This is a genomic window from Citrifermentans bremense R1 (assembly GCF_000426865.1).
Classification (GTDB): domain Bacteria; phylum Desulfobacterota; class Desulfuromonadia; order Geobacterales; family Geobacteraceae; genus Geomonas; species Geomonas bremensis.
The window spans coordinates 261,234-280,477 of record NZ_KE384581.1 but is presented as its reverse complement, the minus strand read 5'-3'; the positions used below and the strand labels follow the sequence as shown (position 1 = coordinate 280,477).

The following is a 19,244-nucleotide window of genomic DNA, read 5'->3' as shown; positions in this document are numbered from 1 at the left end:
GCCTTCTCTGCAGCAGCCTTCTCTGCAGCAGCCTTCTCGGCAACAGCCTTCTCGGCAGCGGCTTTCTCAGCGGCAGCTCTCTCGGCGGCAATCTTTGCGACAGCAGCCTTTGCCGCAGCGGCTTTCTCTGCAGCAGCTTTCTCTGCAGCAGCTTTCTCTGCAGCAGCTTTCTCTGCAGCAGCTTTCTCTGCAGCAGCTTTCTCTGCAGCGGCTTTCTCTGCAGCGGCTTTCTCGGCAGCGGCTTTCTCGGCAGCGGCTTTCTCGGCAGCAGCTGCCTTTGCAATGGCAGTTGCTGCCGGCGCCGCAACCGGTTTCTCAACCGGCTTCGAAGTCAGCTCAAGAGGCTCGCCCTTCTCATATTTGTCCGCCAGCGCCAGCAGCCCATCCTCGACCGTCGCTTTGAGCGGGCTCTCCGGGTATTCCCGCAGGAACTGCGCCATGTATTTTGCTGCGTCCTGCTGATGCCCGGCCTTATAGTGCGCCCTCGCCAGCCAAAATATCGCCATGTCCTTGAGCGGTGTGTCAGGATACTTCTTGAGAAGCACTGACATACTGTCAATGGCAGTCTTATATTCCTTTTTCTGATAGGCATTAAATCCTGAGATAAAGATCTGAGAATCTTCTGAATCAAGAGCAAAGGAGGGCGCCGGTACTGTGAGCGCAACCAAAAGCAGGACAATGAGGATCTTTGACAATGAAGCACGGAAAATATTATAAAAATGCACGTGTGAACCTTTCCGAGCGGTAGGGTATAAAGCGTTGAACGTGTCGGAAAGTATCACTATAGACAATTATTGTCAACGCAGAATGGCGCTTTTGACACCCGTGCCGAGCCCCATTCCACGGCACTTTTTCGGGCGTTTGCGCCTGCCCGAGCACCGGAGTTTTCTCTTTACCTGGAGCGGGATTTCAGTTACAGAGTTACCCCTCCGGCAGAATTGATCGTTTACCAAGTAAAGGCCCCAATGACACGACTGATAATAACCGGCGTATTTTCCGCACTTTTCTTCAGCAGCACCTTCGTCCTCAACCGTGCCATGAGCCTGCAGGGTGGGCACTGGCTCTGGAGTGCAAGCCTTCGATACCTTTACATGTTCGCCATGCTGAGCGCCTGGCTGGTATTGACCGGAAAGTCGCGCCTGCTGTGGGAGGTTTTCGCCACCTACCGGCGCAACTGGTGTTTCTGGACCATCGCAGGCAGCACCGGGTTCGGCGTTTTTTACTCCCTGCTCACCTTTAGTTCGTCCTTCGCGCCGGGATGGGTAGTAGCCACCACCTGGCAGTCCACCATCCTGGCCACGCCGCTGGTGCTGCTCCTTTTCCGCAAGCGCGTACCCATGCGGGGAATCCTCTTCACGCTTTTGATCTTCACCGGCATCGTCCTTGTCACCTGCGAGCAGGCAACGGCCGCGTCGTGGAGGGAAACCATGCTCGGCATCGTCCCGGTCCTTGCCGCCGCATTCGCCTACCCCCTCGGCAACCAGTTGGTATGGGAGGCGCGGCACGGGAGCATGGCGTTCATCCCCAAGGTGGAAAGTGGCGTACTCGACAACAGCATCGGCAGGGTCTTGATCATGGTGATTGGCTCCCTCCCTTTCTGGGTGGTGCTGACAGTCGTACTGCGGCCTCCCGCACCGACCGGGGGGCAGTTGCTCAATACCGCCATCGTTGCCGTTTTCTCCGGCGTCATCGCCACCACGCTTTTCTTCAAGGCGCGGCACTTGGCGCGGACCCCTTTCGAGCTTTCCGCGGTGGATGCCACCCAGGCTATGGAGGTGGTCTTCTCGCTGTTAGGGGAGATCATCTTTCTGGGCGGGGCGTGGCCGGGATACGCAGGGGGCGCCGGGGTCGTGCTGTCGTTATTGGGACTCGTGCTCTATGTCAGATCGCAGGCCATTGCCGACTGAGACGGCGCGTCCGCTGGAGCATTGACACCTCATCCGTTGTTGGCTACATTCGCGTCCGTCGCACGCATTTCTTTGTCTTTGTCTAAATCGATGAAAGCGGAGGGAAGACCTATGAGTAATAAACCGACCAGGGAGACGACCTGGGAACTGATCAAAGAGTACCTGCCAAGTGACCAGATGCAGAGGCATTCGCTGGCGGTCGAAGCCGTGATGCGGCACCTGGCTAAGAAGTACGGGGAAGACGAGGAGATGTGGGGGGTGATCGGGCTGGCGCATGACGTCGATTACGAGCGGTACCCGGACCAGCACTGCCACCGGGCTCCGGAGATCCTCAGTGAAGCGGGATGGCCCGAAGAATACATCCGCGCCGTCGTCTCCCACGGTTGGGGGATCTGCAGCGATGTCGAGCCGCTCTCCCGGTTGGAGAAGACCCTTTTCACCATCGACGAATTGACCGGGCTCGTGGCAGCCTCAGCCTTGGTGCGGCCGTCCAAGAGCATCCTGGACCTCCCGGTGAAGAGCGTCACCAAGAAATGGAAGGACAAGGCATTTGCCGCCGGCGCCGACCGGTCGGTTATCGAGAAGGGTGCCGCCATGCTCGGCGTCGAACTTCCCGAGTTGATCGCCGACACCATCGACGGGATGCGTACCGAGGCCGAAGCCATCGGACTAAAAGGGAACCTGTAGCGCCCCGAAAAGGAGACAGAGATGAGTCCATCGTTTCGTCCGCGCGGACCTAAGAGCGTCCCGCCCAAGAGCGCCGAGGAGATAGACGAGTTGGTCCGCAAGATGCGCGGCGAGCAGCAGCGCCCCGACAACTACCGGGAGCGCTCGCTCAAGCTGCACGGCTGGATCTGCGCCAAGTGCGGGAGGGAGTTCGAGCTTGCCAACCTGCACCTTTTGACCGTGCACCATAAAGACGGCAACCATAACTACAACCCGCCCGACGGGAGCAACTGGGAGAACCTCTGCGTCTACTGTCACGACGACGAGCACAGCCGCACCATCCTCGCCGAGTACCTTGAGGGGAAAGAGAAGAAACCCTGAAAACCTCTCACAAGGAGAACTTCTGAGAAAATCTGAGCACTGCGGGAGAGAAGCATGGAACTAGAGGCTTCCCCGCCTTTTGTTTCTTCTGCCCTTGTTTTCCCGGTTTTCCCCTGTGGTTGTTTGGCTCCAGCTTTTTCTCAGACGGCCTCAGATTTTCTCCGTGGCTACAGGTTTAGGCTTCTCTCCTGATTTTCTCAGATGTCCTCAGATGTTCTCCTTGTTAATGGTTTTGGTTTTGACAAACTCCCGCCTCTCCTCCTACAATACCCCGTTAATGTGCAGGGCTAGGCCCCACCTCTCATATCCCAAAAGGAACATCCAGACATGCTGCACCTGAAGAAGCTTTCCAAGGACTTCGCGGGGAAACCGCTTTTCACTGATATCAGCTGGCACCTGAAAAAGGGCGAGCGCGTTGGTCTCGTCGGCGAGAATGGCGCCGGCAAATCCACCTTGATGCGCATCATCGCTGGCGAGGTGGAAAGCACCAGCGGCGAGATCCAGATCGCGCGCGGCGGGACGGTAGGCTACCTCCCCCAGGACGGCATCGTGGCGAAGGGACAGCCTCTTTTCGCCGAGGTGATGACGGCGCTCTCGGAGCTGCAGGAAATAGAGAGCGAGATCGCGCAGCTCACGACGCGGCTGGAGCGGGAACCCCACGACGCCCCGGGACACGACCAGTTGCTCGACCGCTTCGGACATCTCCAGGAGGAGTTCCGCCTCAAGGGGGGGTACTCGATGGAAAGCGAGGTGGGAAACGTCCTCACCGGCCTCGGCTTCTCCCCCGCCGACTGGGAAAAGGAGTGCGGCGAGTTCTCGGGCGGTTGGCAGATGCGCATCGCCTTGGCCAAACTGCTCCTGAAAAAACCGAACGTGCTCCTTCTGGACGAGCCGACCAACCACCTGGATATCGAGGCACGCAACTGGCTCGAAGGGTACCTGCAGGGTTACCCGTACTCGGTAATGCTGGTCTCGCACGACCGCTTCTTCCTGGACCAGGTCTGCTCGCGCATAGCCGAGGTATGGAACCACGACATCTCCGACTACCACTGCAACTACAGCCGCTATCTGGTGCTCAGGGAGGAGCGGGTCTCCGCACTCAGGGACGCTAAAAAACGTCAGGATGAGGAGGTGGAGAAGATCGAGGACTTCATCTCCCGCTTCCGCTACAAGACCGACAAGGCGGCGCTGGTGCAGTCGCGCATCAAGCAGCTGGAGAAGATCGAACGCATCGTGCTGCCGCCGGAGAGGAAGAAGATCCGTTTCAGCTTCCCCACCCCTCCCAAAAGCGGCAAGACCGTGATGGAGTTGACCAACATCACCAAGGCGTACGGCAGCAACGTGGTCCTGGACGGCATCGACCTCACGGTGGAAAGCGGCGAGCGGATCGCCCTCGTTGGGCACAACGGCGCCGGCAAGTCGACCCTGATGCGGGTAATGGCAAACGCCGACGTCACCTCCGGTAGCGTGAAGGACGGCCACAACGTGATCAAGGACTACTTCGCCCAGGACCAGGCGCAGGAGTTGGATGCCTCCAGGAGCGCCTACGACGAACTCCTGGCGGACGCCCCCTTCGACATGGTGCCGCAACTGCGCGACATCCTTGGCGCCTTCCTCTTTTCCGGCGACGACATCCACAAGAGGGTCGCGGTCCTCTCGGGGGGCGAAAGAAACCGCCTGGCGCTCGCCAAGCTGCTTCTGCGCCCCTCCAACCTGCTCCTCATGGACGAGCCGACCAACCACCTCGACCTCTTCAGCAAGGAGGTCCTCCTCGAGGCGCTCAAGAATTTCCCGGGCACCGTGGTCTTCGTCTCCCATGACCGCCACTTCATAGACGGCCTCGCCACCAGGGTGGTCGAGGTCGGCGGGGGGAAGCTGGAAAGCTTCTACGGCGACTACGAATACTACCTGGAGAAGACCTCCGGAACGGCGCCGGCGTCGGCTAGCGACGGCGGAGGACGCCTCACCCCTTCGCCCGCGGAACAGAAAAAGACCGAATCTTACGACAGCGACGCCGGGGGGGACCGGCTGTCACGGCAGCAGCAGCGCGAGCAGGACAAACAGCGCCAGAAAGAGGAGCGCGCCCGCGAGCGCAAGCAGGCAGAGCTGGAGCAGAAGATCGCCGTGAAGGAGGGGGAACTGGCCGAACTGGAGCAGGCGATGGCCGCACCCGACTTCTTCTCGGACCATGAAGCCGCGCGTCTAGCGGGTGAACGGCACGCGCAACTGACCGAAGAAATCGCGTCGCTGTACCAAGCATGGGAGTCGGCGTAAACGGCAGTCGCGGTTGACACAGCAAAGGGTTCCAGTACTCTATTTAAGTTTTCAAAACCCCTAACAAAAACACCTGGAACCCGCCATGACAGAGAACATCACCATAAATATGCCGGAGATCGTCCCGCTTTATCCCTTGCGGGAAATCATTGCCTTTCCATACATGGTCTTCACCATTTTCCTCAAACAGGAGGACATGCCTCCATTCGAGGAAGCGGTGCTGTTCAACAACCTGGTGGCACTGGTCAAACTCCGCGAAGAGCCGACCGGAGAGTTGTTTCCGGCGCTGCATGAAATCGGCACACTGTGCAAGGTGATGCAGATCAACAAACTGGCCGGCGGCGGAGCCAAGGTCGTCCTCGAAGGGGTGATCAGGGTCAGGGTGCTGGCCATCGTGCAGCAGACGCCGGTGGCGCTCTCCAGGCTGGAACCGGTGCGCGAGTTCGCCGAAAAGTCCATGGTGTCCGAGGCGCTGGTAGGAAGCCTCAACGCCCTCCTCAAGATCGCCCTCTCCTACGGCCGCCCCCTCCCCGACGATGTCATGAAGATGATCGACTTCATCGACAACCCGGCGCGCCTTTCCGACCTGGTGGCACTCTACCTGAACCTCCCCATCGATGAACTGCAGAAGCTCCTGGAAACCTTAGATCCACTGGAGCGGCTGAAAAAGGTCTACATGCACCTGACCAACGAGGTCCAGCGCCTGCAGATCAAAGGTGAGGTGCAGGCTGAGGTAACCAAGAAGGTCGGGAAGAGCCAGAAAGAGTTCCTGCTGCGCGAGCAGATGAAGCAGATCCAGGAGGAACTGGGGGAGGAGGACTCCAGGCTGGGCGAGGCGAACGAACTGAGGTCCAAAGTCGAAAGCGCCCATATGCCCGAGGACGTGCGCAGGATCGCGGAAAAGGAGATGCGCAGGCTGGAGCGGATCAACCCGGCCTCCCCCGAGTACACTGTCTCCCGCACCTACCTCGACTACCTGACCACCATCCCCTGGCAGGTCAGCACCCCGGACAACCGTGACATCAACCAGGCCGAGACCATCCTCAACGAGGACCACTACGACCTGAAGAAGGTGAAGGAACGCATACTGGAATACCTGGCGGTCCGGTCGCTCAAGGACAAGATGAAGGGTCCGATCCTCTGCTTCGTGGGCCCTCCGGGCGTCGGCAAGACCAGCCTCGGGAAGTCGATCGCAAGAACGCTGGGACGCAAATTCATCAGGATCTCTTTGGGCGGCATGCGCGACGAGGCCGAGATCAGGGGGCACCGGCGCACCTACATCGGCGCGCTTCCGGGGCGCATCATCCAGGAGATCAACCGGGCTGGCTCCAACAACCCCGTCTTCATGCTGGACGAAGTAGACAAGATCGGCGCGGATTTCCGGGGCGACCCGGCCAGCGCGCTCCTCGAAGTGCTCGACCCCGAGCAGAACTTCTCCTTCACGGACCACTACCTGGACGTCCCGTTCGACCTTACCAACGTGATGTTCATCACCACGGCAAACCAGCTCGACCCCATCCCCGCGCCGCTCAAGGACAGGATGGAGGTGATCACCCTTTCCGGGTACACCGACGAGGAGAAGCTGAACATAGCCAAGAGCTATCTGGTCGCACGCGAGGTCGAGGAGAACGGGCTCGCCAGCATGGCGCCCCAGTTCACCGACGAGGCCATCTACCGGGTCACCCACGACTACACCCGCGAGGCCGGCGTCAGGAACCTGCAACGCAACATAGCCTCCATCTGCCGCAAGATCGCCAAGGAAGTGGCCCAAGGGAAGAAGGTGCGCCCCATGGTCGATCCAGAAACCGTCTCGGAGCTCTTGGGTGCGCCGAAGTTCTTCGACGAGGTCGCCTCGGAAAAGGACCGGGTCGGCGTGGCGACGGGGCTTGCCTGGACCGAAAGCGGCGGGGACATCATCTTCGTGGAAGCGACCAAGATGAAGGGAAAAGAGGACCTGATCCTCACCGGATCGCTGGGCGAGGTGATGAAGGAATCGGTGCGGGCCGCGCTTTCCTTCGTGAAGGCCAACTGCGCTGAACTCGGTATCGACAAGAAGATGTTCGACGAGACCACGCTCCACATTCACGTCCCGGCCGGGAGCATCCCCAAGGACGGCCCTTCCGCCGGGATCACCATGGCCACCGCAATCGTCTCGCTCTTCTCCGGACGCGCAGCGCGAAGGGACGTGGCCATGACCGGCGAGATGAGCCTCACCGGGCGGGTCCTCGCCATCGGCGGGCTCAAGGAGAAGGTGCTGGCCGCGCGGCGCGCCGGGGTGAAGAAGGTGCTGGCCCCCGCCAAGAACAAGAAGGACCTTGAGGACATCCCCGAGAACGTGAAGAACGAACTGGAATTCTTCTTCGTAGAGGATATCCGCGAGGTGTTCGTTCAGGCTCTCAACCCCACTTCCCCTGCTCCTACCGCCGCCACTTCTGCCCGTACTCCGGCGGGAGCGCCTCCTCCTCAATAACAAATCGCCCCCCCTCCCCACCCAGTTGGGCGAGGGGGGATGTCCCCGCCATCCCCAAGCTATTCTCCCAGCATCTTTAAGCCCCCCTCCCCCCTTGCGCTTCAACAGGACAAATGCTATCTTTTTGTTCGCTTCACATTAAACGGACCAAGCTGAGGTAGTCATGAAGACCATATCAAGATGCGTCGTCGTTCTCGCCATTGTCGCCGGCGCCGCCACCAGCTTCGCACAGGGGCTCGCGGAGCGGGTGCAGGAACACACCCTGAAAAACGGGATGAAGCTCCTCATGGTGGAGCGTCACACCTCCCCCACCGTCGCGGCCTGGATCCGTTTCAGGGTGGGGAGCGTGGACGAGCGCAGCGACGAGCGCGGCCTGGCCCACCTGCTGGAACACATGCTTTTCAAGGGGACCAAAACGCTCGGGACCCGGGACTATGCTGCTGAAAAGCCGGTCCTGGACCGGATCGAGGCTACGGCCCAGAAGCTGATGGCGGAGAGAATCAAGAGGGATCAGGCCGACCCGAAGCGGATCGAACAACTGACCGCGGAACTGGCACGCCTGGAGAAGGAGGCGGAGAAGTACGTGGTTAAGGAGGAGTTTGCCGACATCTACGCCCGAAACGGCGGGTCGGGCTACAACGCCTTCACCAGCAAGGACGGGACCACCTACCTGATCAATCTCCCCTCCAACAAGCTGGAACTCTGGGCCAGCATCGAGAGCGACCGGATGCAGAACGCGGTGCTCAGGGAGTTCTACACCGAAAGAAACGTGGTGATGGAGGAGCGGCGGCGTTCGTATGACGCCGAGCCCCAGGGGAAACTCTGGGAGACCTTCATCGCCGACGCCTTCAACGCGCATCCCAACGGCCAGCCGACCATCGGCTGGATGTCGGACATAGAGAACCTGACCAGGACCAAGGCGGAGAACTTCCTGCACAAGTACTACGCCCCCAATAACGCCATCGTCGCGCTGGTGGGGGACATAGACCCCCAGAAGGCGATCGCGCTGGTGGAGAAATACTTCGGGAACATACCTCCGGGGACGCCGGTCCCACCGGTTGCCGTGGAGGAACCGGAACAGGCGGGCGAGAAGCGGACCGAGGTGGTCGGGGATGCCGAGCCGGAGTTGATGGTCGGGTTCCACAAGCCGACCCTTCCCGCCCCGGACGACTACGTGTTCGACGCGATCGACATGCTGCTGACCGACGGCCGCACCTCCAGGCTTTACAAGAAGCTCGTGCTGGAGAAGAAGCTGGCCACCTCGGTCTCCTCCTTCGGCGCACCCGGAAGCCGCTATCCTAACCTTTTCATCATCAACGCTACCCCCAGGGCGCCGCACACGGTGGCGGAGGTCGAGGCGGCGATCTACGAGGAGCTGGAGCGGCTGAAGACTGAGCCTATGACGAAAGACGAGCTGCAGCAGATCCTGAACCACCTGGAGTTCGAGGAATCGCGCCAGATGGCGTCCAACGGCGGCCTCGCCAGAAACCTGACCGAATACGAGGCGATCGCAGGCACCTGGCGCTACCTCATCGAGCATCGCCAGAAGGTAGCCCGTATCACCCCCGAGGACGTGATACGGGTGGCCAAGCAGTACTTCACGCGCGAGAACAGGAACGTAGGCTTCATCACCCCGAAGGCCCAGTAGCCATAGAGAATCCCACTGCAATTCGACAAGGGGACCATAAGTAATGATTTCATTCGGAAACAGCTTGTTTAACAAGAAAAGCCAAGCGAGGTTGACGCTCTTTGGGATACTGCTGGCCTTTACCGCCGGCTGCAGCACCATGCAGGGAAGCGCTGCGAAACCCGACGCCCCGCAGGCGCAACAGCTGGCGCAGCCACGCAACATGAGCTTCCCGCCTCTTAACTTCAAGCTCCCCAAGAGCGACCGGGTCCAGCTCAAAAACGGCATGATCGTCTACCTTTTGCAGGACCGCGAACTCCCCATCGTAAACCTGACCGCGTACCTGAACGCCGGGAGCATCTACGAGCCGAAGGAGAAGGTGGGGCTTGCCGCCCTGACCGGCGCGGTGCTCAGAAGCGGAGGGACGCTGAAGACCCCGCCCGAGCAGTTGGACCGCGAGCTGGAGTTCATGGCCTCCTCCATCGAATCCTCCATCAACTCCGACCACGCAGGGGTTTCCTTCTCGACCCTGAGCGTCAACTTGGACAAGACCCTGGCGCTTTTCGCCGAGATCCTCAAGGAGCCGGCGTTCGATCCGGCGCGGGTCGAGATCGCCAAGAGCCACGCCTTTGAGGGTATCCGCCGGCAAAACGACGACCCCAAGGAGATCGCCGGGCGCGAGTTGGCCCGCGCTATCTATGCAGACCATCCGCTGGGGCGCATACCGACCATCGCCACGGTGAAGGCCGTCACCCGCGAAGACATGGTCGAGTTCCAGAAGCGTTATTTCTACCCCGCCAACATGATACTCGCCGTCTCCGGCGACTTCGACCGCGAAAAGCTGCTGCAAAACCTCGAAAAACTCTTCGCCGACTGGCCCAACCGGACCGCGCCTTTCCCGCCGGTCCCGAAACCAAGCGAGGAGCTGACCCCGGCCGTGCTGCACGTGCAAAAGGACGTGAACCAGTCGGTGATCCGGATGGGGCACCTGGGCATCGACAAGAACAACCCGGACCTCTACGCGATCAAGGTGATGGACTATATCCTGGGGGGCGGCTTCACTTCCAGGCTGACCCAGGAGATCCGCTCCAACCAGGGACTTGCCTACAACGTGGACAGCTACTTCGAGGTCGGGCGGCGCTTCAAGGGGTCGTTTGTGGCCGAGACCGAGACCAAGTCGGAATCGACCGCCAAGGCGATCACACTGCTCAACGCCATCATCACCGGCATGACGCAGGCGGAGGTCTCGGACGAGGAACTGAAGCTCGCCAAGGACTCCATCATCAACTCCTTCATCTTCGGGTTCGACCGCAGCAGCACGGTGGTGAACCAGCAGGCGAGACTCGAGTTCTACGGCTACCCGGAAGGGTACCTGGAGCACTACCGCGACAACATCGCCCGCGTCACCCGCGCCGACGTACTGAGGGTGGCCAGGCAGTACCTGCGCCCGGACGCCATGAAACTGGTGGTGGTAGGAAATGAGAAGAAGTTCGACCAGCCGCTTTCCTTGTTCGGGACGGTGCAGGAAATAAAGCTGAACAACAACAAATAGGAGGAAGACCATGGCAAATTGGAAATGCAAGAGCTGCGGGTTCACCAAGGAAGGAAGATGCAAGCCTCAAAAGTGCCCGCAGTGCCAGGAAAAGGGGAACTTCGAGAAAGAGGAGTAATCCGGAATTATCCCGGAAGAAATCCAAAAACAAGAGGGCCAGGCGTTTTGCCTGGCCCTTCTGCGTTTCAGGTGATGCGTGCGGCTCGCCTTGGCGCCGCCCTCACCCCAGCCCCTCTCCCACAAGGCAGGGGTGAGACATCCCTGGCCCTACATGGCGACAGGGGCCGGGCATTACTACTCGCCGCTGAACACCGGCGTCCGCTTTTCCAGGAACGCCTTGATCCCCTCCGCGTAGTCCTTGCTGTCGTACACAGTGCGGCGCAGCCCCTGCACCCTCTCGAAGGTGAGCGGGGAAAGCGGGTGGGCGCTCGCCAGGAGCCGGATCTGCTCTTTGATCACCCCGATGCTGAGCGGGCTGTTCCTGGTGATCTTGGCCGCCATGGCGTAGGTGAATTCCTCAAGCTTTTCGCTCTCCACCAGGTGGTTCAAAAGGCCCGCCCTAACCGCCTCCTCCGCCGAGAGCGGCTCCGCCGTGAAGAACATCTCCTTGGCGAAGTTGACCCCCATGATGTTCATGAAATGCAGGATGCCCGAGACGTTGTAGGGGACCCCGATCTTCGCGGGGGTCATGCAGAAGGTGGAACTGTGGCAGCCGATCAGGATGTCGCAGGAAAGCGCCAGGTCGCAGGCGCCGCCCCAAACGCTTCCCTCGATCATGGCGATCACCGGTATGGGAAGCGACTGGATCGACCTCAAGACGGTGACCAGCGGGTCGTTGTAGGCCAGCGGGTCGCGGCCGGGCATGGGCAACTCGTGCACGTCGTGCCCCGCCGACCAGACCTTCGATCCCTTGGGCGCCCGGATCACCAGCACCCGCATCTTCCCCTTCTGCAGTGCGCCGATCGACTGCAGCATCTCGTCTATCAGCACGCCGCTCAAGGCGTTTCTGTGGTCCGGATCGTTGAATGTGATGGTCCCGATATTGTCCTGCAACTGGGTACTGATGACCGCCATTGGTTTCTCCTTCCACGTTAGTACCGCCGATAGATAGGACGCCCCGCGTGGTCAAGCGCCAGCCTTCGAGTTTATCAGGTTAAAACGAAAAATCAGGAAGGAGACCCCAAGATTTTAATTAGCTCATCGAGCCGGTAGCCGGCGACCGCAGCACTCTCTTTGAGCATCCCGTGCAGCGCACGGTCCTCGTCCAGCTTCAGTAACCAATCGAGCAGGAGCTCGAAGCGCTCCTTGTTGAACCACTGCACCCCCGCGCTTTCATGCAGGTAGACGAACCCGGCCGCCGGCGGGTCGGAGAAAAGCGCCGCACAGCTCTTCAGCACCCCAAGCTCGCGGCAGCGCGAGAAGAAGGAGTCATGGCGCAAAAGCACCCGCAAAAGCTTCCCGTAAGCGTCCGGCGAGAGGTCTGCCGCCTCCTCCGGCTCGGCGGGGGGAAGCGCGTGAAAGGCGTGCACCACCGGGCGCACCAGGCCCAGCGCATCGACCACCTCCGCCGATTCCTCGCCTGAAAGATCGCCGATCCGATGCAGGGCCATATAGGCGCAAAGAAGGAGCCAGTCCCCGGGGGCGCGTGCCGGATCGGCCGCTCCCCCCCGCAGCGCGTCGTCCGCTTCGGTTCCGAAAGCGCTCACCAGAAGGCGCTGCACTTTTTCGGGAGCCTGCGGCGCGAGGGCCTTGAAGAAGGCTGCCAGAAGCGGCTCCAGCTGGGACAGGATGATCTGCGCGGTGGCGCCCTGCTCCTTAGCTGCAGCGGCCGCCTTGGCGAGCAGCGATTGCAGGGCGCCGTGGGCCGAGGCGTAGCGAACCTGCTTCACCTCCTCCTCGATGCTCTCCACCCCCGCCCCGTTCATGCGGTAGCAAAGCGCGCCCCAGGTCCCGAAGTCGTCGTCGTAGATCTCCTCGAAGTCTAGGAAGGCGTGGTACTCGTACCCCCCCATCTCCACGTAAAGCCCCTGGTCGCAGAGGTCCCGGCCGTTTCTCAAGTAGCAAAGCCCCGAGGCGTAATCCCGGAACGAGTAGTAATGACGGCCGTCCCCCTTGAAGCCCAACGCCTCCCCCAGGTTGGTCTGGACCAGCGAGGTCCCCCCTGCGGCGTTCTTCCTGAGCACGGCGCAAGAGCTCCTGATCCACCCTGCGGTGGAGGCGTAGGCGTTGTGGAACAGGATCAGCCCACGCTCGCCGTCGTTGCGGTTGGAGTAGGCGAAGACGTTCTCGTTCACGCTGTTGCCGCTGAAGAAGTCGTACAGGGTGAACTGCTCGCTCCCCGAGAAGATGTGGCGCCTGCGCATGAGCGGAAAGATGTCGCTCTCGTGCCGGGCCACCAGATGCTCGTCCACCGGCTCGTCCCAGTAGGCCCGCCTGTACTCCATGCCGTACTTCTCGTGGAACCCCTCGATCTGTCCGTGCCCGATCATGGGGAGCCCCGGCATGGTCACCAGGAGCACCGTCGCGCCGAAGTACTTCCCTTCCTTGCCGAACTGCTCTACGGCGGTGCGCTCGTCGGGGTTGTTCATGAAGTTGACGAAGCGCTTCAGAATCTCCGGCTCGAACTCCAGCACGTTCTTCATCGTCTGCCGGTACTTGGCGTTCTCCTCCATCTTCAGCATGTTCATGAAGGCGCTGTTGTAGACCCGGTGCATGCCGAGGGTGCGCACGAAGTACCCCTCCATGAGCCAGAACGCCTCCGCCAGGAGGAGCGTGTCGGGAGCCTCGACCGCGACCCGGTCCACCACGTCGCGCCAGAACTCGACCGGGAAGACCTCGTCGAAACCGGGGCGGTCCATGCCGTGTTCGGCCCGCGAGGGGACGCCGGAGCCGTGCCCGGGGAGCGGGAACCACAGGCGCTGGTAGTGCTTCTTGGCAAGGGTCATGGCGGCGTCGAAACGGATGATCGGGAACTGGCGCGCCACGTGGAGGATGGTCCCTATCACCGCCTCGCGCACCTCGGGGATCAGGTAGTTCAGCTGCGCCGTGTCGTTCCAGGGGGTGCTGGTGCCGTCGTTGCCGTGATAGATGTAGCGCACCCTGCCGTTGCCGCGGTCCAGGTGCTTGAACACCACCGCCGCGTCGCGCTTGTCCCAGTATCCGTCCTCGATGAAAAGCCCCACCCGGCCGTCGGGGGAGAGGTCGGGCCCGTTGAACTGGTAGTCGGGATAGGGGGGGTAATCGAGCTGGATGAACCAGTCGGGGTGCTCCACGGTCCACTTGGAGTAGAGGCCGGTATGGTTGGGGACCATGTCGCTGGCAAGCCTGATGCCGCGCGCGGCGCAGCGCCTTCTCAGGTTCTCCAGGGCCCACTCACCACCCAGGTCGTGCGCGATTACGTAGTCGTAGAGCGAATAGGCCGAGGAGATCGCCTCCTGGTTCCCGGAGATGCGCTTGATGGTCTGGGAGGCAGGGGAGCGCTCCCAGATGCCGATCAGCCACAGGGCCGAGAAACCGTAGCGCGACAGCCGGTCCAGCTCGGCATCCGGGATCTGGTCCAGCGTGCGCACCTCGGTCTGGTAGGTCTTCGCCAACTGCCCCAGCCAGACGTAGACCATCTTCGCGATCATCACCACGTTGGCCATCCAGTCGGCGTCCCGGGAGAAGCGCTCATACTCGGGATAGTCGTCGCCGCCGCGCTGCGCGTTCCTGCCGAATTTGAGCACTTTCGGCTCGCCCGGCCCGCCGAAGAAGGCGCGCCCTTCCTGGGAGACGATGTCGAGAGCGGTAACGAGTTCGCCCAGAAGCTCCTGCGGGAGAAAAGAGGCCCAGTTGTCCCTGATGTAGGCGATCTGGCCGGAAAGGGAGTCGGGGGAGGCTTTCAGCGGGGCGCGCAGAAGCTCAGTGAGCGCCACCCCCACCGGCTCGAAGGGGGGGGCCTTCGCCAGGCGGCGGTCGAGCTCCAGGGTCACGGCGAGGTAGGGGGAGGAGGAGGCCAGTTCCGAAGCGTCGAAGATGCGCCTAAACTGGTTCAGCGCACGGTTCTCCCCGTTTAAGAGCATGAGGAGCAGCTCCGCGGTCAAGGCCTGCCGGCGCGAGAGGTCGTCGCCGTCCTGCGCCAATAGCCCTTCCGGGGTTTCGTTCCCCAGGACCATCTGCCGGGAAGGGAAAAGCTCCATGAAACGGTAAAGGGCGCGGCCGGCCTCGCCGGAGAAATCCGGGTAGCCCGCCTGAGCCATCAAGGCCGCCAGTATGCCCGGCTGCTGTTTGGAGCAGTACTGGCTGAGCACGTAGCGGTAAACCCGGCTCAGGATGGAATATAGATGCAAAAGGCCGGGCTGGACCGGGGTTTCCTGCGGGGCCAACTGGCGGTTCAGCTTGGCCGCCACCCGCCTGGCGTATATGATGCCGGGCACCTCTTCCAGCTCCTCGAGCAGATCGCGCAGCTCAATCTTCGAGCCGCAATCCGCCGAGATCTGTATCTGGAAGGGAAAATAGTCGGAGTTAATCAATCTCTGCTTCATCGGACACCTCGTGGCCTCGGTATGGTTGTGGTCGGGTCCCGGCAGGGCGGGACGGTCAGATATGATACATTGGAATACCTGGACTGTCTTTAAAAAAATTATTATTAAGTTTGCGAAATATCCAGTACTATCCCTTTCCGGTCAGGGATTTGCCCTTGACACAGTTTGAGATTTCCCCTACACCTAGTCACTGAATCAGCAATAGCCCGTTTTTACATAGGATAAGTGCCATCGTACCTTCCAGCCTTATAAACGCCCTCAAAACGCGCCGCAAGTTGTTCATTGCGTTGCTTGTGATAGTCGTACTGCTGCCTGCTGCCCGTTTTGCCCTCTTCCTGTCATTGCCGGCAGGCGACGGCAGACGAACCGAAATGGTCGAACTGGGTAAGGGCCGCCCGCTGCGCGCCGTGGCACAGGAGCTGGAGAGCCGCGGCATCGTCTCCAGCGGGCGACTCTTCGCGCTGTACGCCCGCCTCATGGGAGGGGACTCCAGGGTGAAGGCCGGCGTCTACCTTTTCGACAACGGGATGCGGCCGGGCCGGATCCTTTCCAAGATGCTGACCGGAGACGTGTACCAGCGGCTCTTCGCGCTCCCCGAAGGGTACTCGAGCTTTCAGGTGGCCGAGATGCTGGACAAGCGCGGCATCTTCACCAAGGAAAAGTTCCTCAGGGCCTGCCGCGACGAGGTGATGCTGTCCCAGCTGGGGGTTCAGGCACCCAGCGCGGAGGGATACCTCTTTCCCGGCAGCTACAACATCCTTCCCGGAAGAACGGAGCAGGAGGTGGTGCGCGAGATGATAGAGCGGCAGCAGGAATTCCTGAAAAACGGGGTAAGGAACCGTTTGAAGGCCCGCGGGCTTTCCGAGATCCAACTGTTGACCCTCGCCTCGATGGTGGAAAAGGAAGCGGTGCAGCCGGCGGAGAAGCCGCTCATCGCCGCGGTGTTCCAGAACCGGCTCAAGATCGGGATGCGGCTGCAAAGCGACCCCACGGCACTTTACGGCGTGCGCGCCTTCGCCGGCAAGGTCTCCCGTGACGACATCATGAAAGAGACCCCCTACAACACCTACCAGATACCGGCACTCCCTCCGGGCCCCATCGGCAACCCCGGCAGGGACGCCATCGAGGCGGTGCTGAACCCGCCCCGCGTCCCCTACCTCTACTTCGTGGGACGCGGTGACGGGAGCCACCAGTTCTCGCGGGACCTGGCTTCCCACAACAACGCCGTGAACAAGTACCTGAAGGCGCCGCCAGCGCCCCCGAGAGGGACCAAGTGAAACACCGCATCCTTCTGGTCGAGGACAACGACCGCCTGGCGGGGATGCTGACCAGCTTCCTCGCGTCGCTCGGGCACGAGGTGCGCGCTTTGGCCGACGCCGAGACGGCGCTAGCCCTCCTCGGAAAGGAAAAATTCGACCTGCTGGTCCTGGACCTGAAACTCGCCGGGATGAACGGGGTGGAACTGCTGCAGCGGGTGCGCAGGAACCCGGAGCTGAAAGAGCTCCCGGTAATCATCATGACCGGCGTTTTCCGCGGCGAGGGATACGCGCGGGCAGCGGCGAAGCTTGGGGTAAAGGCGTACCTGGAGAAGCCGTTTGGCAAGGACGCCTTTTTTGAGGCAGTCGGCGCCGCCCTCGCCCCGCCGCCGGGACCAAGGGAGTTATCAGCCATGCTGCTCGACCTCTACCATAACGGCAAAAGCGGCGTACTTCAGTTGGGAGGCGGGACGCGCGTCGTTTTTCTTTCCGGGGAACCCGCCTCTTTCTCCTCGCCCGGGTTCGTCCCGTTCCTGGTGGCGGAGGGGCGCCTGTTGCGCGGCGACCTGGAGAAGTACCCGCTCAGCCGGCCGGGCAAGATGCCGCTCTGCGAGGCGGGACTTTTGAGCTACGACGAGCTGCAGGAGCAGTCGCGCCTGTTCCTCGCCAAGGTCCTCGTCGAGGCGGTGCTGCAGAATCAGACCCCGCAGTTTCTGCCGGACGCAGGGGGCATCGAGCCCCCGCTCACGCCCCTTTCGTTGCCGCGCCTGCTGTACCAGGCGGCGAAACAGGGGGGCGGCCGTTTCGGGGCCGACAGCTTCCTGAACCGTTTTGGAGCGCTCTTCCCCTTGAGAACGGAGGCGTACTACCGCCTGGCCAACCTGCTGGGGCTGGGCCCCGAGGAGATCGGAGTACTGGAGCAGTTGGGGCAAGGTAAAAGCGTCCGGGAAATCTTCGCCTCAGCCCCCCCCGCGCGGCAGGCGTGGTTCCTCGATTTCCTGGTGCGGATGGGCATGGTGAACCTCGCCCTGGAACCGGCTGAGGACCGGGATGCGGGTTTCCCCCAGAAGCTGCTCTTCAACCGCCCGATCGAAGAGATGGTCGAGGTGGAGGTCCAGGGGATGAGCTTCGACGACCTGGTGGACGAGGTCTCCGACTCCATAGACCTGGCGGTGGGCGAGACCGGCATGGCCGCGCCGCTTTCGGCAAGCGAGATCGACTTCGAGCAGGAGGTCCAGCGCGACTACGCCGCCATCCAGAACAAGAACTACTACGAGATCTTCGGACTCTCCCAGGCGAATTTCAGCTTCCCGAGCCTCAAGGAATCCTATTTCTTCAAGACGCGCCAGTACTCCCCGGAAAAGTTCATGCAGCTTTCCGGCGACACCCTCTCCCGCGCGCAGGACGTCCTTTCCCATTACGCCAACGCCTACAACACCCTATCCAGCGTCATCGCCAAGGAACGTTACGACGAGATGCTGAACGCCAACGTGATCGGCCTCGGGGGGCGCCAGGAAGACGCGCTCCAGGCGCGCATACAGTTCCAGTCCGGCAAGGTCTTTCTGGAGATGGAGGACTACAACAACGCCGAGCGCGCCCTGCAGGATGCCTACACCCTCGACGCGGAGGACTCGCAGACCAGCGCCTATCTGGCCTGGTCCATCTACAAGAACCCCGCCAACAACGGTTCCCAAGTCGCCCTGGAAAAGTGCCGCATGCTCCTCTCCAAGAGCCTGCAGATGGGGCGCAGCGCCGAGGCTTTCGCCTTCCGGGGGTGCATGCTGCTGGACGAGGGAAGAGACGGGCTCGCCGAGGGGGAGTTTCAGAAGGCGCTCAGGCTGAACCCGCAAGAGCGGCATGCCCTGGGGGGGATGCGGCTGATCCGGGAGAGGCGCGAAGCCGAGAAGAAGGGACTCTTCAAGAGGATCTTCGGTTAGCCGCGCCCCGCCACCGCAAATTCCCGTTCATTTGCAAGCCTGCCCAGCGCAGGCTTTTTTCATTCATTAGAAGTACCGACTCCGCTTGACCTCCCCATCCATCACGCTCCTTCCCGCCCCCCCGACCCCGCTTGGTTTAGAGCACGGCTTGCCAAGCAATCATTAGCACACCTCGACGCCGGGGCTTGGCTACATCAAGGAGCAGACCGGCAACGACCTGGCCGACCAGGGGTACGCCGGCGTCTTCCCCTTCGCCACCATAGGAAAGAGCATCCTGGTGCACATAGTGCTGGTGGTGACCGGCCAGGGGTGCCCCGGAGATAAATGGCCCGCCGCGACTGCGAACGTGCCTCTTTTCCTGCCCGATTTTCTGCTTTTGGCACACGTATATCTTTTCTATACATCTCCCGGCGATACCCTAAGCGCCTACCAATAGAGAACTTATGCGTTTTACCAACCGACTGCAGCGGGGCCAAAAGCCCCGCTGTATAGCGGCGCTATACATTTTTGCCTCCAGCCGCGAGACCCGTCTTAGGCGCCGAAAAGGGAATGCCTGCAAAAACGGACAGTTGCACATAAAGGGAGTGTTTGATTCAGATTAGGCACGACTGATGCTAAAGAGATCGACGTGAAAATGTTTTCGGCTACCAG

The 19,244-nt window shown here is 61.3% G+C and carries 13 protein-coding genes; 10 read left to right on the top strand and 3 right to left on the bottom strand.

The features are described from left to right. A partial coding sequence (locus K419_RS24215; RefSeq protein WP_226377747.1) for a tetratricopeptide repeat protein occupies positions 1-695 on the bottom strand: 695 nt, incomplete at its 3' end. Between the two features lie 270 nt (positions 696-965). On the opposite strand from K419_RS24215, the gene K419_RS0120200 reads away from it, so the two are divergent. The 8 genes from K419_RS0120200 to K419_RS0120165 all read left to right on the top strand — a co-directional run bounded on the left by K419_RS0120200 (position 966) and on the right by K419_RS0120165 (position 10,995). Beyond that, a complete protein-coding gene (locus K419_RS0120200; protein WP_026843126.1) occupies positions 966-1,907 on the top strand; it encodes a DMT family transporter in 942 nt (313 codons plus the stop codon). 111 nt (positions 1,908-2,018) lie between these two features. Beyond that, positions 2,019-2,594, top strand: a complete 576-nt coding sequence (locus K419_RS0120195; protein WP_026843125.1) for an HDIG domain-containing metalloprotein — start codon at positions 2,019-2,021, stop codon at positions 2,592-2,594. A gap of 21 nt (positions 2,595-2,615) precedes the next feature. Then, complete coding sequence (locus K419_RS0120190; protein WP_012529125.1) at positions 2,616-2,954, top strand: YajD family HNH nuclease; 339 nt, start codon at positions 2,616-2,618, stop codon at positions 2,952-2,954. A gap of 327 nt (positions 2,955-3,281) precedes the next feature. Continuing rightward, positions 3,282-5,228, top strand: coding sequence for an ABC-F family ATP-binding cassette domain-containing protein (locus K419_RS0120185; RefSeq protein WP_026843124.1), 1,947 nt, complete (start codon positions 3,282-3,284; stop codon positions 5,226-5,228). Between the two features lie 85 nt (positions 5,229-5,313). After that, positions 5,314-7,698 (top strand): endopeptidase La, encoded by a 2,385-nt coding sequence (gene lon, locus K419_RS0120180; protein WP_026843123.1) that lies wholly within the window; start codon positions 5,314-5,316, stop codon positions 7,696-7,698. A 163-nt stretch (positions 7,699-7,861) separates the two neighbouring features. Beyond that, positions 7,862-9,346, top strand: a complete 1,485-nt coding sequence (locus tag K419_RS0120175; RefSeq protein WP_026843122.1) for a M16 family metallopeptidase — start codon at positions 7,862-7,864, stop codon at positions 9,344-9,346. Positions 9,347-9,389: 43 nt separating this feature from the next. Beyond that, entirely contained in the window at positions 9,390-10,877 is a 1,488-nt protein-coding gene (locus K419_RS0120170; protein ID WP_026843121.1) for a M16 family metallopeptidase, read from the top strand. Between the two features lie 10 nt (positions 10,878-10,887). After that, positions 10,888-10,995: an RCKP-type rubredoxin-like domain-containing protein gene (locus K419_RS0120165; RefSeq protein ID WP_012529120.1), complete on the top strand. Its 108-nt coding sequence runs from the start codon at positions 10,888-10,890 to the stop codon at positions 10,993-10,995. Positions 10,996-11,171: 176 nt separating this feature from the next. Here K419_RS0120165 and scpB read toward each other — a convergent pair whose 3' ends face one another. Both scpB and K419_RS0120155 read right to left on the bottom strand, forming a co-directional pair. Then, positions 11,172-11,951 carry a methylmalonyl-CoA decarboxylase gene (scpB, locus tag K419_RS0120160; RefSeq protein WP_026843120.1) on the bottom strand — a complete coding sequence of 260 codons (780 nt, stop codon included), beginning with the start codon at positions 11,949-11,951 and terminating at the stop codon, positions 11,172-11,174. A 92-nt stretch (positions 11,952-12,043) separates the two neighbouring features. Next, positions 12,044-15,400, bottom strand: a complete 3,357-nt coding sequence (locus tag K419_RS0120155) for an alpha-amylase family glycosyl hydrolase (RefSeq protein ID WP_026843119.1) — start codon at positions 15,398-15,400, stop codon at positions 12,044-12,046. A 275-nt stretch (positions 15,401-15,675) separates the two neighbouring features. On the opposite strand from K419_RS0120155, the gene mltG reads away from it, so the two are divergent. Further along, on the top strand, positions 15,676-16,677 hold the full coding sequence (mltG, locus tag K419_RS0120150) for an endolytic transglycosylase MltG (RefSeq protein ID WP_084154297.1): 1,002 nt from the start codon (positions 15,676-15,678) through the stop codon (positions 16,675-16,677). Further along, complete coding sequence (locus tag K419_RS0120145) at positions 16,674-18,593, top strand: response regulator (RefSeq protein ID WP_026843117.1); 1,920 nt, start codon at positions 16,674-16,676, stop codon at positions 18,591-18,593. The genes mltG and K419_RS0120145 overlap by 4 nt, the downstream gene beginning before the upstream one ends. The last annotated feature ends 651 nt before the right edge of the window (positions 18,594-19,244 follow it).